The organism is Taibaiella chishuiensis, assembly GCF_003014535.1.
Classification (GTDB): domain Bacteria; phylum Bacteroidota; class Bacteroidia; order Chitinophagales; family Chitinophagaceae; genus Taibaiella; species Taibaiella chishuiensis.
On the sequence record NZ_PYGD01000011.1, the window covers coordinates 115,124 to 130,072 of the forward strand.

Annotated in this window: 14 protein-coding genes; 3 read left to right on the forward strand and 11 right to left on the reverse strand. The window is 49.0% G+C overall.

Going from position 1 to position 14,949, the window contains the following annotated elements; all coding sequences use genetic code 11:
- The first annotated feature begins 3 nt into the window (after positions 1–3).
- Genes B0I18_RS21360 through B0I18_RS21370 form a run of 3 tightly spaced genes read left to right on the forward strand, consistent with a single transcriptional unit; the run spans position 4 to position 4,513 of the window.
- Positions 4–1,086 carry an ATP-binding protein gene (locus B0I18_RS21360; protein WP_106524788.1) on the forward strand — a complete coding sequence of 361 codons (1,083 nt, stop codon included), beginning with the start codon at positions 4–6 and terminating at the stop codon, positions 1,084–1,086.
- Positions 1,087–1,133: 47 nt separating this feature from the next.
- Complete coding sequence (locus B0I18_RS21365) at positions 1,134–3,356, forward strand: DUF5682 family protein (RefSeq protein WP_106524789.1); 2,223 nt, start codon at positions 1,134–1,136, stop codon at positions 3,354–3,356.
- Between the two features lie 11 nt (positions 3,357–3,367).
- Positions 3,368–4,513 (forward strand): VWA domain-containing protein, encoded by a 1,146-nt coding sequence (locus tag B0I18_RS21370; RefSeq protein ID WP_106524790.1) that lies wholly within the window; start codon positions 3,368–3,370, stop codon positions 4,511–4,513.
- An 87-nt stretch (positions 4,514–4,600) separates the two neighbouring features.
- Here the strand turns inward: B0I18_RS21370 and B0I18_RS21375 are convergent, their stop codons facing one another.
- From B0I18_RS21375 to sbnA, 11 genes are all read right to left on the reverse strand, one after another.
- Positions 4,601–5,035 carry a hypothetical protein gene (locus B0I18_RS21375; protein WP_106524791.1) on the reverse strand — a complete coding sequence of 145 codons (435 nt, stop codon included), beginning with the start codon at positions 5,033–5,035 and terminating at the stop codon, positions 4,601–4,603.
- A 2-nt stretch (positions 5,036–5,037) separates the two neighbouring features.
- Entirely contained in the window at positions 5,038–5,634 is a 597-nt protein-coding gene (locus B0I18_RS21380; RefSeq protein ID WP_146146830.1) for a hypothetical protein, read from the reverse strand.
- A complete protein-coding gene (locus B0I18_RS21385) occupies positions 5,631–6,863 on the reverse strand; it encodes an ImmA/IrrE family metallo-endopeptidase (protein ID WP_146146831.1) in 1,233 nt (410 codons plus the stop codon). Before B0I18_RS21385 ends, B0I18_RS21380 begins: the two co-directional genes overlap by 4 nt.
- A 139-nt stretch (positions 6,864–7,002) precedes the next feature.
- The gene (locus tag B0I18_RS21390) at positions 7,003–7,617 is read right to left on the reverse strand and encodes a hypothetical protein (protein WP_146146832.1); all 615 of its coding nucleotides are present in this window, start codon (positions 7,615–7,617) and stop codon (positions 7,003–7,005) included.
- Complete coding sequence (locus B0I18_RS21395) at positions 7,614–9,251, reverse strand: patatin-like phospholipase family protein (protein WP_106524795.1); 1,638 nt, start codon at positions 9,249–9,251, stop codon at positions 7,614–7,616. Before B0I18_RS21395 ends, B0I18_RS21390 begins: the two co-directional genes overlap by 4 nt.
- A 61-nt stretch (positions 9,252–9,312) precedes the next feature.
- On the reverse strand, positions 9,313–9,831 hold the full coding sequence (locus tag B0I18_RS21400; RefSeq protein ID WP_106524796.1) for a hypothetical protein: 519 nt from the start codon (positions 9,829–9,831) through the stop codon (positions 9,313–9,315).
- An 11-nt stretch (positions 9,832–9,842) separates the two neighbouring features.
- On the reverse strand, positions 9,843–10,745 hold the full coding sequence (locus B0I18_RS21405) for a hypothetical protein (protein WP_106524797.1): 903 nt from the start codon (positions 10,743–10,745) through the stop codon (positions 9,843–9,845).
- A gap of 7 nt (positions 10,746–10,752) precedes the next feature.
- Complete coding sequence (locus B0I18_RS21410) at positions 10,753–11,331, reverse strand: DUF2272 domain-containing protein (RefSeq protein WP_106524798.1); 579 nt, start codon at positions 11,329–11,331, stop codon at positions 10,753–10,755.
- 317 nt (positions 11,332–11,648) lie between these two features.
- Positions 11,649–12,869 (reverse strand): TCR/Tet family MFS transporter, encoded by a 1,221-nt coding sequence (locus B0I18_RS21415; protein WP_106524799.1) that lies wholly within the window; start codon positions 12,867–12,869, stop codon positions 11,649–11,651.
- Between the two features lie 106 nt (positions 12,870–12,975).
- Complete coding sequence (locus B0I18_RS21420; RefSeq protein WP_106524800.1) at positions 12,976–13,941, reverse strand: 2,3-diaminopropionate biosynthesis protein SbnB; 966 nt, start codon at positions 13,939–13,941, stop codon at positions 12,976–12,978.
- On the reverse strand, positions 13,938–14,921 hold the full coding sequence (gene sbnA, locus B0I18_RS21425) for a 2,3-diaminopropionate biosynthesis protein SbnA (protein WP_181358572.1): 984 nt from the start codon (positions 14,919–14,921) through the stop codon (positions 13,938–13,940). Before sbnA ends, B0I18_RS21420 begins: the two co-directional genes overlap by 4 nt.
- Positions 14,922–14,949: the final 28 nt, after the last annotated feature.

A 14,949-nucleotide genomic window follows, 5' to 3' on the forward strand; every position in this document is an offset into this window, starting at 1 on the left:
TGTATGTCAGCAACCATTTTACGTCATTCAGCAGAACAACAATTTGCCCAGGAAATAGAAGAGCTCCAGAAACAGGACAAGCAAACCCGGCCGGTTAACTGGCTCCTGTCGCCGCAGGCCGTAGTCACCTACCTGATGGGCGGCACCCTGGACAATGGCTTTGCCATTAGCCCCAAATATATCGGCAACCGGCGGCTTATGGAGATAGCCGTGGCTACACTTACCACCGACCGCGCCCTGCTCCTGTATGGCTTACCCGGCACCGCCAAATCCTGGGTATCGGAACATATCAGCGCGGCGATATCCGGCAATTCGGCACTGGTTATCCAGGGTACTGCCGGCACCAGCGAGGAAGCGGTAAGGTACGGATGGAATTATGCACAACTGTTAGCCGCAGGCCCCTCGAAGGAAGCCATCGTAGAAACGCCGGTAATGCGCGGCATGCAGGAAGGCAAGATCGTAAGGATCGAAGAACTGACCCGTATCGGGTCTGATGTACAGGATACCCTGATCACCATTTTATCTGAAAAAATGCTGCCCATCCCGGAACTGAACACACAGATACAGGCGATACAGGGCTTTAATATCATCGCCACCGCCAACAACCGCGACAAAGGCGTCAACGACCTGTCCAGCGCATTGAAGCGCAGGTTCAACACCGTTATCCTGCCGGTTCCGGCCACGATGGATGAAGAAGTGGAGATCGTACAACAACGTGTAGCCAGCTTCAGCAAAGGCATAGCGCTGCCCATCGAAAAACCGATCCTGGAAGAAATCAACCGGGTGGTAACCATTTTCAGGGAGTTGAGAAACGGCGTATCGGCCGATGGCAAAACAAAATTAAAATCGCCCTCCGGTACCTTGAGCACCGCCGAAGCCATATCCGTAATGAACAGCGGCCTGTCGCTCGCTTACCACTTTGGCGACAACAGCCTTAAAGCCGACGACCTGGCCAGTGGCCTGATCGGCGCAGTTATTAAAGACCCGGTGCAGGACAAAATCGTATTCCAGGAGTATATGGAAACGGTATTGAAACAACGCGAGGGATGGAAAGACATCTACAGGGCATGCCGGGATATTGTCTGATACCGTATCCTTGTTTTGAGCCTGTAACTGTTTAAACTTTCAAAGAAATGTCCCTTCACCTTCTTGGAATCAGGCATCATGGTCCCGGGTCGTCCAGGCATATACTGGATGCGCTCGAAGCGACCAGGCCGGATATTATACTTATCGAAGGCCCGCCGGAAGGCGAGGCCATGCTTCCCTGGGTCGCACATGCCGACATGAAGCCACCCGTGGCCCTACTGGCTTACGTTCCGGACAACCCGCAACAGGCGGTCTTCTACCCCTTTGCCACCTTCAGCCCGGAATGGAACGCGATCCAATATGCCCTGGAACACAAGATCCCGGCACGATTCATAGACATGCCGCTTACCCATAGCCTGGCACAAAAGGAAACGCCTGCTGCGGATCCGGCAACGACTATCGATAGCGAAGCCGGACAACCGGCAACACCGCCTGCTATCAAACGCAACCCCATTGCCTACCTCGCGGAGATCGCCGGGTTTGATGACGCAGAGGAATGGTGGGAACACCAGTTTGAAATTGCGCATCATGCTACGGATGTCTTCAAAGCGATAGAACAGGCAATGGGCGCCTTACGGGACAGTCTGCCGCAGGAGCGGGATGATAACGAAGCCCGGCGCGAAGCCTTTATGCGCAGGGCCGTCCGGCTGGCACAAAAGGAAATGTATGCCGAGATCGTTGTGGTTTGCGGCGCCTGGCACGTACCGGCATTAAGCAATATGCCCTCCCAGAAAGAGGATGATGCGCTTTTAAAAAACCTGCCCAAAGTAAAAGTTGAAACCACCTGGATACCCTGGACCAATGACCGCCTGTCGCTGGCAAGCGGTTATGGCGCAGGACTGGAATCACCGGGCTGGTACAGCCATGCCTGGCAGCATCCGCAGGATAACGGCGCATTATGGTTATCGCATACCGCACGCGTATTCCGCGATCACAAGATCGACATTTCCGCTGCACATATTATCGAATCGGTACGCCTGGCGAACGCCCTGGCCGGACTGAGAATATTGCCCAGGCCGGGTTTAAAAGAATTTACAGAAGCAACGCTGGCAGTAATGTGTATGGGCGACCCCATTTTTATGCGCCTCATACACCGCGAACTAATCGTTGGCAAAACCCTGGGGCAAATCCCCGAAGGCACACCGCAGGTACCCCTTCAGAAAAACCTGGAACAGCTTATCAAAAAGCTGCGTTTGAAAATCAGCGACCAGGAAAAAACACTTACACTGGATCTGCGCGAAGAAAACGACCTGGCCAGGAGTATCCTGTTACACCGGCTCGTTGTACTGGACATAGACTGGGCCAGCCTGCAACGCAGCAACAGCAAGGGTACGTTTAAAGAAGAATGGTCACTATGCTGGTCGCCGGAGCTAACGATCAAATTGCTGGAAAAAGCCCCCTGGGGTACCACGATCGAAGAAGCCGCAGGCAACTACCTGCAACACCAGGCTGCCGGCTGTACCCGCCTGGATGAGATTACGGCATTGGTCCATAAAACGCTGCCCGCTGATCTGCGCCATGCCGTACAGTTTACCATGAAACGTATGGATGAGCTGGCAGCCGGCACCACCGATATCAGCGTACTGATGGATGCCTTTATCCCGCTGGTACAGGTAAGCCGTTACGGCAATGTGCGCAAAACCGATCTGGATACCATCGCGCTGATCATCACAACCGTATTTTACAGGATCGCAGCCGGACTGCCGCCAAGTTGCGCCGGCATCAATGAGGACCAGGCTGCAGCGCTTGCGGAACAGATCAAAAATGTGCAGCAGGCCATCCTGTTGCTGGATGATGAAGAGCTAAAAAATACCTGGACCGGCACGATCACAAAGATCACAGGATCCGCACAGGCCGCTGCTGTTATACAGGGTTGCTGCTGCAAAATATTGTACGATACCCGGGTGCTCGGCAGTGAAGCCACAGCGCTAGAATTTTCGAAAGCCTTATCGGTAAACAACAACCCCGATTTTTCGGCCGGCTGGCTGGAAGGGTTCCTGAAAGATGCCGCCACGGTATTGATCCTGGACGACAACATCTGGCATATCGTCAATACCTGGTTATCGGACCTGGCCGAAGCCGATTTTATCCGGATCATTCCTTTGCTGCGCCGTACATTTTCGATGTATACGCAGGTGGAGAAACGCAAAATAGCGCAGCGTGTGGGACAAGGCCAACCGCAAGCCAGGCTTGCGTTGCAGGATACCGGTATAGACCAGGAACGGGCAAACCGTGTGCTTCCGGTGCTGGAAAAGCTATTGGGTTTATAATAAAAAAAATTATGGATAATAACGATATCGCCAAACGTTGGCGCATGGTGCTGGGACGGGAAACCCATGAAGAGTTGCCGGTTTCGTTTACGAAAGAAGAAACAGGTATCGACAAAACACTCGAGGCTTTATACAACACGGAAAGAAAAGGCGGGCTGGGCGCATCCTCGCCCAATGTCGCGCGTTGGCTGGGCGATATCAGGACCTATTTCCCGGCATCGGTAGTGCAGGTAATGCAGCAGGATGCGCTGAAGCGGCTTAATTTAACGGCCATGCTTACCGAGCCCGAGATGCTGGAGACCGTGGTGCCCGACATACACCTGGTTGCCAACCTGATGTCGCTCGGGCAACTGATACCCGAAAAGACAAAAGCAACGGCCAGGCAGGTCGTAAAAAAGGTGGTCGACGAATTGATGCAAAAGCTCTCAGGCCCTACCCAACAGGCCATTGCGGGCATGCTGAACCGTGCTGCCAGGAATACACGTCCGCGGCACAACGAGATCAACTGGAGCGAGACCATCCGGAGAAACCTCAAACACTACCAGCCGGAGTACAAGACGATTATTCCTGAAGTAAAAATCGGCTATGGACGGAAGCGCAAGGCGATGAAGGATGTCGTGCTTTGTATCGATCAAAGCGGGTCTATGGGCACCTCGGTAATCTACTCCGGTATTTTTGGTGCGGTTATGGCATCGATTCCTGCGGTAAGCACGAAAATGGTCGTATTCGATACTGCGGTCGTCGATCTTACAGAAGAGCTGCAAGACCCGGTGGACCTGCTGTTTGGCGTACAACTGGGCGGCGGTACCGATATACACAAAGCCCTGAGTTATTGCCAGCAATTGGTAACCCGGCCACTGGATACTGTACTGGTACTGATCAGCGACCTGTATGAAGGAGGTAACGAAAGCGAAATGCGTAAGAAGGCGGTACAGCTGGTAAGCAGCGGCGTAGACGTTATAGCGCTGCTGGCGTTAAATGACGAAGGCGCGCCTTATTACGATCATCAGAACGCCGACTTTTTTGCCTCGATCGGCATCCCGGTATTTGCCTGTACGCCCGACAAGTTTCCCGAACTGATGGCTGCGGCATTAAGCAAACAAGACATCGCTACCTGGGCCGGCGCCCAGGATATTAAAATGCAAACGACGCGTTGAGCGGTACCGGTATAAAGTTTATGTCCTGTTCGTAGCGAGGCGCTGCGAGCAGAATGGGCAACGACATGTCATGAATGAGCTGAATTGTTACGAACTACTGCCACCAAAATAAAAAGCGTTAACAGGAGCAACAACAAAACTAAACCAGGCTGCCATGGTTACGGCGTCATTAATATTTTCAATCGCATTAGTACCTTCCTGATAGTTCCAATAGACTTGTGAGATAATAAATAATACAATCACATTAAAAAGGAGTGTACAACAAATGGCAAGCGTAAACCGGCGCTTACCCGCCTGTAGCGTTTTAGCCGGGGGGAAGGGACGGATAAACCAAAAAGCCAGGACACCACTCAAATATGGGAAGTAGAGATTACGAACAGGGCGCCATGCCGCCACACGATCATCGCTTAATAAAAACGGGATACCATCTCCGTTTTTGAAATAAAAAAAAGACTCAACTAGGCACAGGCACAGCACAAAAGATGCCAGCCAGACAATAGTTAGTATCCATTTTTTCTTCATACCTATTTTTTTTTCGGATAAAGTTTATCCAATTTAGCCTTGATATCATTCAAAAGAAGATTACTGAAATAAGCCCCGGAATATTGGCCTTTGAATAGAGACCAGGGCCCAGCGGCTCCACGTTGAAAAAGCGTTGTCACGGTAGTGATGTTCATACGCTTCGTACCGTCCAATATGTCCTTTTGATAAAGAACTTTATATTGTAACGCATAATAGCGATCCGCGGGCATGGACATGGTTTTATTAGATTCATTATAGGCCTTTAGCTTCTCGCGATCCATAGCAACAGTATCTGTAAAATACCATCGTCCCATTTCCAACAATGCATTCTTACCATTAGGATCATAATTCAAAACGCTGTACTGATTCTCCTGTAGTACAGAAAATAAAATGTCTGTCATCGCTTTTCTTTCCAGGTCAAATGGGATGACATTCACGTTCATTCCTCCCCCTGCGCCAGCTCCCTGGTACTTGTAATAAAACGACAACCTTACTTCAGCGTCATTATATTCTGCACTATCCCGTATATCCTGGGCCAGAACAGAAGACCACCAAAAGAAAGGATAACACAGCAGGGACATTAAGATATTTTTTTTCATAGAAGCGAAAATGAGTTAGATAATCTGTCAGAAAAATTTCTTCCTATGTCTTCTAAAAACTTCTTCCTCATCACTTTCTTTTTGACCTTGTACTTATATTCCTTGTAGCAATAGGAGAACACTTCCTTGGCAGCGGCAACTCTTTCGGCGTTCCCGGGATAATTATTTTCTCCCTCGCTGCCATACCGGCTAAAAGTCAGTTCATAACCTTTATTAAAAAAGATCAGGTAACCTAAATAGGTTTCCGCATCGTCTTTGCGGAGATTGTACATATAGACGTACCGGGGCTGAGTATAACCAAAGGGAACGGCAAGTGGATCGTAACTATAGGGACTAAACTTAATTCTTGTTACGGCCAGCGCCATATATGGCTCCGATAATAAAAAGGTAGCAAACCGGTCGGCATCAAGTTCATTCTGTTTGAATAAGGTGGTATCGAAATGCTCCGCGGGTTTAACGGTTTTAAAAACAGTATGCCCTAATTCATGTGCCAGCACAAACAGTAAAGAGCCCCAATACTGATCTTCTATTGTTTTGATCAGGCTTGCCAGGTCTGCGAATTGGAAATACCCCGTGCTAAATCCCAAAAAATCCTCCCAAGAGGTCAACATATCAAAGAAGGTTGGCTGTACAAACTGCGACAGCTCATCTCGCTTCGACTTTAATATACCGAGGATATCGCGCTCTGTCAAGGTATCAATCACAGATCGGCCAGTCGAATCCTTTAGCATTTCCTTCAGCCCGTAACCGAGACTTGCATGAAAGTTTCCCTCCAGAAGCGCATAGTCGATATTCATCTGTACGCTGTTATCATTTAAAAATTCTGTATAAGCCCCACCGGTACCATTCGTCATGTTTAATAAGATATCAGGAACCCTGGGCATATCGACCTTAAAATACTTTGTAAATTCACTCTTTCTCGACCTGTAATGCTTTTGAATCTTATCCAACATTTTTTGCGTTATCTGTTTCAGCCATTCTTTTTGTTTGGCACTCAGACTTAAAGCATTAGGATTGGGTTTATCCTTATAATATACTGCTTCATCGCGGATGAAAACATCGGCCGCCTGGTATAAAAAGGAGTTATCAACTCTTCTTTTCAGTTCACTGACCGACAAACCAACCTCATCCTGAGAAAACGCTCTGGTAGCCATTAAAGCCAATATCACAAAGATGATTCGTGTGAATATTGTTTTAGAAAGACTTAAATAAGCAATTTCTTTATTCATAAAAACGAATTTATTATTACCAATAAAACCAATAGGCCATACAGCAAAATATTCACCCGCTACAATGGTTTTATCAATACTGATAAAAATTAAAAATAGCCATAAGCCCAACCACGCTTTACCCTTAAAACCGATTCCCTCACCCCAATATTGCCTTCAGCAGCAAACAGGTGAGTACAACAAGCACAATACCGAATACCAGGTACAATAAGGGCTTCCAAAAATGCCTTCGTCCCATATCCAGTTTACGCATGCGCATATCGACCAGCAAAGCCAGGAGCAGCGAGCCCGTGGCCAATACCCACTTGAAAACCTGTACATACCGGAACAGGCAACACTCGAAATCCTTATCGTTTATGGCCCGGCTTAAAAGCTGGTTTTCGCCCCAGTCAGACAACATATAACCGGCAGTCATAAACAGCAGGAGGTAAAACCAAAATGGCGCACCAATCACGACAAGCGTAACTGCCGCCGTTTGCTTTTGTTGCAGTACCAGGGTTCGCTGCGCGCGCAAACCGAACGCATATGCCAACAGGAACAAACCGAAGAACAACACGAAGCAATTATCGTATTGCAGCATATGGCGGAATTTATCCTGCTGTGCCGGTTCCATCCCGATGAAGTAATCCCGGAACGCCGCAACAGAGCAGTATACCAATGCCCCGCCCTTGCTGCCCAGCTGCAGGTAGGCCATAATACCGAACAGCATGGACGACAATAAAAAACAAATCCGTTGTATTATTTGCGTGATCATAATTTAGCCCTCTCTGTTTTATAGGTGTTCCAGTCAAAACGTTCCAGGTATTGCAGCGCAGCCTCTACGCCTTTCATAAAAAGTGCATCCTTCTGTTCGGTGGTTAAATCAAAATTCAGCCAGTTAACCTTGGTCTGGTAGGCCTTGATCTCTGCGATACAGAACCTTTTGTAAAAAGGGTTAGCTGCAATGAACGAACTATCTTCGTTGCCGCGGAGTGTATTGATGATGCTGCCCACAAAATAACCAAGCGACATCCGCTGCGTTACCTTGTAGGCGGAAGTAGGTTTTTCATCCATAATCCTTACACCCATTACCGGTAAACGCGGCGATTGGATTTTGGCTTCATGAAAAAGATTGATCGGAAAATTGGATAAGGACCCACCGTCTATCAAAATGCCCTTATCCTCCACCTCGTTGGCGCCGATGCCTTTTACCCGCCACCATTTCTTTTTCAGCACCTTGCTGATCAAGGTGCCCGGTTTATCTTTTTCGGGTTTATCGGGAAAAAACTGCGGCTCAAAAAACAAAGGAATGGCCATGGAGGCGCGCACAAATGCTGCCGGGTTTACCGGTCTTACCTCCTGGAAATACAGGTAGGCATCTTTAGGCAGGATCACCTTGCACTTGTTGGCAATATCTGTGGCGACCAGCGATATATCGTACCTGATTTTATAATAGTTGGCATTCAGTGTATTCGTAACCGGGTTAGTCTGCCCGGCGCCGGGGCGCAAGGACAGGAATATTTTATCCGGGTTGGGCAAAGGATCGTCGGAATAAAGCCATGCCGAATATAAGCCCGAAACAGGGTCAAGCTTAAAAGTACCGCTGCCTTTGGCTTTTCCATAAAGCTCTTTGGTAGCGGTTACCCCAAAACCAGCCAGTTCCTCTTCTACAAATTCTGTAAACTTACGACCCGGGTTGATCCCGAAATTGTACCGGCTGAGCCGGGCCAGTAAACTGACCAGGACTACCGTCGAAACAATAAAAAGGCATAAGACCAGGAGATACATCACCAGGCCTTCCTTGCCCAGGATGCTGATCAGCGGCAAGGGCAAGAGCACCATAACCAGCAGTGCGATAAACGAGACCGCAAGATTGGAAAGCAGGCCCATACCTTTACCCAACGAAAAGATCAGCCAGCGCACGACCTTCTTTTTAGCATCCACAAAACTTTTCATATTGAACCGCTTGTCATCGGTCATCATATCATAGAGTTCGGGCGTTTTGGGATCATCTTTCTTCCCGATAGCCGCGAGAAACATGGTATTGATAGCGCCCGCGCTTGTTCCGGCCAGCCTTAAAAACCGGATACCTAAATACTCCAGTACAAACACAAAGCCCACCAGCGAGATGCCCAGTGTACCACCGCCCTCCTGGACCAGGTGCACCCATTGCAATTCGTCGCCATCAACGGTTGGTGTAATGACATCGGAATACTGCTTCTTTTGGTTTTTCAGCTTTTTCAATCGTTCCGTTGCCTTAGGCGGCCCATCCTGGAGCGTGAGTTTCTTTTGCGCAGCTATCTGCTCCCGCTGCTTTTGCTGTTGCGCTTCGATGCGCCCGAGATCTGCGAGTATCTTGTCGAAAGCAACATTAACAGGTTTACTTCCTTTGACATTATTTTTATCCATAGTGATTATTTTATAAACCCTGCGCGGACAGGACTTCCAAGCCGTATTTAAGACGCACAGGCTATTTCGCCCTGGAAGCGGCCTGCATTTTTTCTTTTTGTTTTATCGCTGCCCTGCCTTCCATAATTAAATAATAACCCGGGTTATGTTCCAGGTATTGGATCCTGATGTCATGAAAGAAATCGCTGTTTAGCCGCTGCAGGGCTACACGCTCCCCTTGCTGCAACCGGATGTTATGCGTCGACGGCTTTTTGCTGTTGACGACAACAACATTGAGATACCCGCCCGAAGCCTGCACCGTTACACTGTAATCTTTTACCAGGTCGGAAGTATAGACCTGGCGGATGTCGATATATTGCAACACATGGGTCCTGTTGATATTTTCGGTGTATATCGCGTCCTTTAGGGTAGCAGCATTTTCAGGCGGATGAGCGGCGGTATCGAAATCGGGCACCGTAATGATCCTGACCCGCAGATCGCCGTTAAGAAAATAGACGGTATCCCGCTGCCCATAAGCCTTACCGGCAAACAGGCACGAAAAGAACAGACCAACCAGGATTGCGCCAACTTGCTTATTCATAGGAAGCTGCTTTAAATGAAGGAATTGGTTGCGGCGTGGTAAGTTTTATTAAAAACACCATTACCCTCCAGGTTCTTTATACTTTTTTTGAGCGTTGCGATCCGGTCGGCATAGTTCACCTCACCGATAGAACAGAGATTGAGATAGGCTTTTTCATAATTACCTTTCGTATCCAATGCACTGGCAATACGGTCATACCGGGCGCGCCCCTGGTGCAATATATCGCAGACCATAAAGCATACCTTGGCCGGGTAACCGTCGAGCCCCAGTCTTTTGTGGTATTTCACCATATTGGACTTATACAGCCCGATCGACTCTTCCACCTGTATTTTGCGATGGGCGCTGTCGTTGGTCGCCCAATGGATCATCCGGGCCGAACAGATCAGTTCCTGTTGCTCGACTTCACTTAAGCCGGGGTTCAGGTATTTCATCAGGGGCTGCGTGGAGGTATCGGATTCCAGCTGCGTTTTTGCGCCATTGTCCGCCAGGTAAAAGATCCGCCCATCGATCAGCTTCAACCTTGGGAAATAATCGGCGGCATTAGCCAGCGCCAACAGGCTGCGCAGGAAAATCACGAAGTCGCCATTGGGCACATGTGCCGCAAATTGCATAAACCCGAAAGTAAAGTAAGCCCTGTCATAGGTGTTCAGACAAATGAAGGATGCGCCGCTTTCTGCGAGCGCCGTGGGCTCTATAAACATGGCCCAGAAACCAAACTGGGCTTCGTAATCTGCGCCTTTATAACGCAGGTCGGTCTTTTGCGCCGAATTATATAACCCGTATGCATCCTGCTCTTTGTAATAGGTTTTGTAACCGACAAAGAACTCGTTCTCCCCGGAGCCCGAAAGCTTTGCATAATAGGCCGTCTTACCTTTTTCGGTAACAGTACTCCTTATTTTGAAATCGTATGCCATAGGTATTTTATTTCAGGTTTTCAATAATGGATATAAAGGGATTGGCCGTACGTTGTTTAACAAAGCCATTTTTGTCGAGTCGTATTTCCTTTACCCGGATCGAGTCTCCTTCATTACCGCCGATGGTGAGCGCATATTTTCCTTTATTATCTTCACCGACTTCGATAACGATCGCCGAATGCGATTCGTAACCCTCATGGGCTTTAGCATATGCATAGGTAAAGGTGTTGCCGCCACGATTGTTGTGCAGGATATCGCCCAGTTTAGGCGCATATTCGGTGATCTGCCTTCCCCTGAATACCCCTCTATTTTGCTGTGCATTGGCAATGGCGGCATACACGAATTTGGAATGACTTTGTGCAAACCGGAACTCTTCGGCCGTAGCGCCGGCCTGCTTCAGGCACCAAGAAACAAAAACCGCCGACCAGGGTACTGCTACACAACTGGTAAACGTGAAGCCCAGCCCCGTCCAGTATTGCTGTATCTGCTTGCAGAGTTTGGATTCTGCCTCATCCATATTCTTATGCAACGCGTATTGCTGTTGCGTTATGTCCACTAATTTTTTTGCAAAAGCTGTTGTAGCCATGAGATAAGTTTTAGGGGTTTTGAACAACGCCTCGGCCAACCCAAAGGGATAAACGGGCGCTTTGTTATTGTAAAAATATTACTACGCTTTTGAATATAAAACCGTATTTATACGCATTTTTATCTCATTATTAATACTTAACTTATTCCTGTTTATCCACAATTATACTGCATACAGAACGGCACAACCGGCCATAGGCAGGTCAGCGACAGCAACACGGAATAGGTAGAACAAAGCATTGCTCCTGCCATACAGCACAAAAGCCTCACTATAAAAGTGAGGCTTCCGGGTATTACGATACAGGTATCTTTACCTTACTATTCCTGTACGGCCAGGCCCCTGGTGCTCCTGGCAGCCAGCAGCACACTGACCAGCAATAAGACAGCGCCAAGAATAAACGGCGCTTCGGGAAAGTAAACAGCTCCACCCGGCCGGGTAAAATAGGAAAAGGTATAGGTCATCACCAGCGGACCGACAATCTGCGTGAGACTAAGGAGACTGGTAAGCGCTCCCTGTAACTCGCCCTGTTCGTTGGCCGGCACCTGGTTGGACATAATGCCCCGCAGGGCCGGTTCGCAAATACCGCCCAGGCAATAAGGGATCATAAATACAAACAGCATCCAGCTCTGCGTTGCAAAGGCAACCAGGATCAGGCCGGCAAAATACAACAACAGGCCGCTGAGCATTGCATTCTTCTTACCGATGCTGGGGATAATCACCCGCACCAATCCACCACTGACAATCACCACGGTAATGCCGATAAACATAAGCGACATGCCTACCCACTGTTCGTTCCAGTTAAACTTCATCATGGTATAAAATACCCAGGTGGTGTGTATGGCAAAACTGGAAATATAAGACAGGAGCAAGGTTATCACCAGGCCGGCTATAACGGGGTAACGTCGCAGGTAGATCAGCGAACCGATGGGGTTGGCCCGGCGCAGGTCAAACTTCCTGCGGTTCTCCCTGGGCAGGGATTCGGGCAGGATAAAGAGACCGTAGATAAAATTCAGGAAGGTCAATGCAGCAGAAGCGATAAAGGGTGCACGCAGGCCCCATTGGCTGAGCAGTGCGCCCAGGCCGGGTCCGATAATCAAACCCAGGCCGAAAGCGGCGCCAACCAGGCCGAAATTCTGCGCCCGCTTCTCGGGACTGCTGATATCGGCAATATAAGCCGTAGCGGTAGCCATACTGGCGCCGGTAATACCGGCTACGATACGCCCGACGAACAACAGGTTAATATCCGTAACGAAAGCCATGAACACATAGTCCAGTCCGAAACCCAGCATGGACAGCAGGAGCACGGGCCGCCTGCCATACTTATCACTCAGGCCGCCGATTAAAGGAGAGCATATAAACTGCGCGGCGGCATAGGCAAAGGTAAGCCAGCCGCTGTAACGCGCCGCATCGCTCAAACCCTTACCGGTAAGGTGTTCGATCAGCTTGGGCATGACCGGCAATATGATACCCAGGCCGATCACATCCAGTAAAAGGGTAACAAAAATAAAGCCTAAGGCTGCACTTCTTTTTGCACTCATAACAACAATCTTATTTAATCAGGGATAAACGGCAGGATCGCGGGAACAACGGCCCCTTGCCATTGTTCCCGGCCCAACCGGGAAAGTAGTACCACCGGAACAGCGTTTAATCTTCGAGCAATACGCCGGTATTCAGTTCTTTGACCCGTTGCAGGAAATACCCGGCTACAGCCATATCGAATATAGCCATGCCCATCGGGTTGAACATGATTACCTGCTCAGCCACATCGGCGCCAAACAAGCCGCCGCAAATAACATCGGCGATCGTGTGTACATCCGATTCCTGCAGCCCTTCGTTTTTATGCATCATTTCGATGTCGGTATTTTCGCGGCAGATCTCTTCCCAGTCATCGACTACCATAGTATCTACAAACTGCAGGAACGAAGACTCGTAATCACGCAGCGAAACATTTAAATGCAGCGAAGGCTTCAACGGTTTTTTACCGATATAACGATGATCGGATACCGTACAGGTCATAAACACATCGGACTGATCAAAAACTTCTTCCCAGCCGGCAGCATACTCGATACGGGGATCGGCGCCATACTGCTCATACAGGTTATTTCTCAGGTCGTATACCACTACCTTTTCGATGTGATCGGCGAAAGCGTTCAATACCATATCGAGGTGCAATTGCCCGATAGGGCCCAGGCCAATGATGCCGAAGACCAGCTTTTTACCGGCGGGCAGGGCATCGATATATTTACGGATAAGGGTACCGGACACGCCTGCGGTACGGATACCACTGATCCTCGCGGTATTGATTACCGACAAGGGTTTACCGGTTTCGGCTTCGTTGAGTACGATTACGGAGTGGGCGCGCGGCAGACCGGAGTCGATATTACCCGGGAAGCTGGCAATCCATTTAATACCCGACACATTATGCCGGCCACCCAGGAATGCAGGCATGGCTATGATCCTGTTCTTAGGGTTGCCATACCGCAGGTAAGGTTTTACCGGCTGACTGAAATCGCCGGCATGCAGTGTTGCCGTGGCTAACTCAATCTGGTCAAAAACTTCTGCCCATTGGATGGGCGTCTCTGTAATGATCTTCTCATTAATGTAAATCATGCTATTTCGTATTTAGGCTGGTTAATGTATTTTTCGATCCACACTTCGTTGTAAACATTGTTGACATAGGCATCACCGCTGTCGGGCGCTATAAACAGGATGTTCATATCGGGGTTGCCGACCTGGCGGATCTTTTCCTGGGCTGCATAATAAGCGGCACCGCTGGAAGCGCCGGAAAACAGGCCTTGTTTTTTCAACAGGGCATGACAACCGTTTACGATCTCTTCCTGCGAAAGGATCATGATTTCGTCGATAAGCGCATTATCAAAAAACGGGGTACGCAAGCTGGCGCCCATACCGGTTATCTTACGCTTCTTGGGACCGCCACCAAAGATCACAGAGCCTTCAACATCTACGGCAACGATCTTTACATTGGGGAATTTTTCCTTTACACGCAGGGAAATACCGGCTACGGAACCACCGGTGCTGACACTCATGACCAGGTAGTCGAGGCGATCGAAACGCTCGCTGATCTCGACCCCGAGACCGTGGTAATAGGCCTGGTAGTTGTCTTCATTACCATACTGGTTGGGATGAAAGACATTGTCGTTATTCAGCTTATATTCCTGTACGGCTTTAAGGCGGGACAAGAGGTAGCCGCCGGTTTCATCGAGTTCTGTTACCTTGTGCACATCGTCGCAAAGCAGGCGTAATACATGCTCTTTCTCGCTGGTGATATTGGGGTCGATTACGGGTATAAAAGTCAATCCCAGGAGCTTGCAGATACGCGCCAGGGCTATAGCATAGTTACCGGATGAGGATTCTACGATAATGGTATTTTCGTCAATATCGCCGCGTTGCAGCGCTTTGCTGATCACATAAAAAGCAGGCCTGTCTTTTATACTGCCGAAGGCATTGTACTGTTCCAGTTTTACATACAGTCCGGCGTCTACGCTATCCAGTTTTAACACGGGCGTATTACCGATCATCTTACTGACTTTCTGCAGCTGTTGCTGCATTTCTCGTTTTGAATGGGCCATTTGTTTAGGGGATGGTTTGGTTAACATT

Excerpts from the sequence above, each read along its gene's own strand:
- B0I18_RS21390 (WP_146146832.1), bottom strand. The coding sequence starts at position 7,617 with ATGATCACGCAAATAATACAACGGATTTGTTTTTTATTGTCGTCCATG.
- B0I18_RS21380 (WP_146146830.1), bottom strand. The coding sequence starts at position 5,634 with ATGAAAAAAAATATCTTAATGTCCCTGCTGTGTTATCCTTTCTTTTGG.
- B0I18_RS21410 (WP_106524798.1), bottom strand. The coding sequence starts at position 11,331 with ATGGCTACAACAGCTTTTGCAAAAAAATTAGTGGACATAACGCAACAG.
- B0I18_RS21375 (WP_106524791.1), bottom strand. The coding sequence starts at position 5,035 with ATGAAGAAAAAATGGATACTAACTATTGTCTGGCTGGCATCTTTTGTG.
- sbnA (WP_181358572.1), bottom strand. The coding sequence starts at position 14,921 with ATGGCCCATTCAAAACGAGAAATGCAGCAACAGCTGCAGAAAGTCAGT.
- B0I18_RS21385 (WP_146146831.1), bottom strand. The coding sequence starts at position 6,863 with ATGAATAAAGAAATTGCTTATTTAAGTCTTTCTAAAACAATATTCACA.
- B0I18_RS21405 (WP_106524797.1), bottom strand. The coding sequence starts at position 10,745 with ATGGCATACGATTTCAAAATAAGGAGTACTGTTACCGAAAAAGGTAAG.
- B0I18_RS21395 (WP_106524795.1), bottom strand. The coding sequence starts at position 9,251 with ATGGATAAAAATAATGTCAAAGGAAGTAAACCTGTTAATGTTGCTTTC.
- B0I18_RS21370 (WP_106524790.1), top strand. The coding sequence starts at position 3,368 with ATGGATAATAACGATATCGCCAAACGTTGGCGCATGGTGCTGGGACGG.
- B0I18_RS21400 (WP_106524796.1), bottom strand. The coding sequence starts at position 9,831 with ATGAATAAGCAAGTTGGCGCAATCCTGGTTGGTCTGTTCTTTTCGTGC.
- B0I18_RS21415 (WP_106524799.1), bottom strand. The coding sequence starts at position 12,869 with ATGAGTGCAAAAAGAAGTGCAGCCTTAGGCTTTATTTTTGTTACCCTT.
- B0I18_RS21360 (WP_106524788.1), top strand. The coding sequence starts at position 4 with ATGTCAGCAACCATTTTACGTCATTCAGCAGAACAACAATTTGCCCAG.
- B0I18_RS21365 (WP_106524789.1), top strand. The coding sequence starts at position 1,134 with ATGTCCCTTCACCTTCTTGGAATCAGGCATCATGGTCCCGGGTCGTCC.
- B0I18_RS21420 (WP_106524800.1), bottom strand. The coding sequence starts at position 13,941 with ATGATTTACATTAATGAGAAGATCATTACAGAGACGCCCATCCAATGG.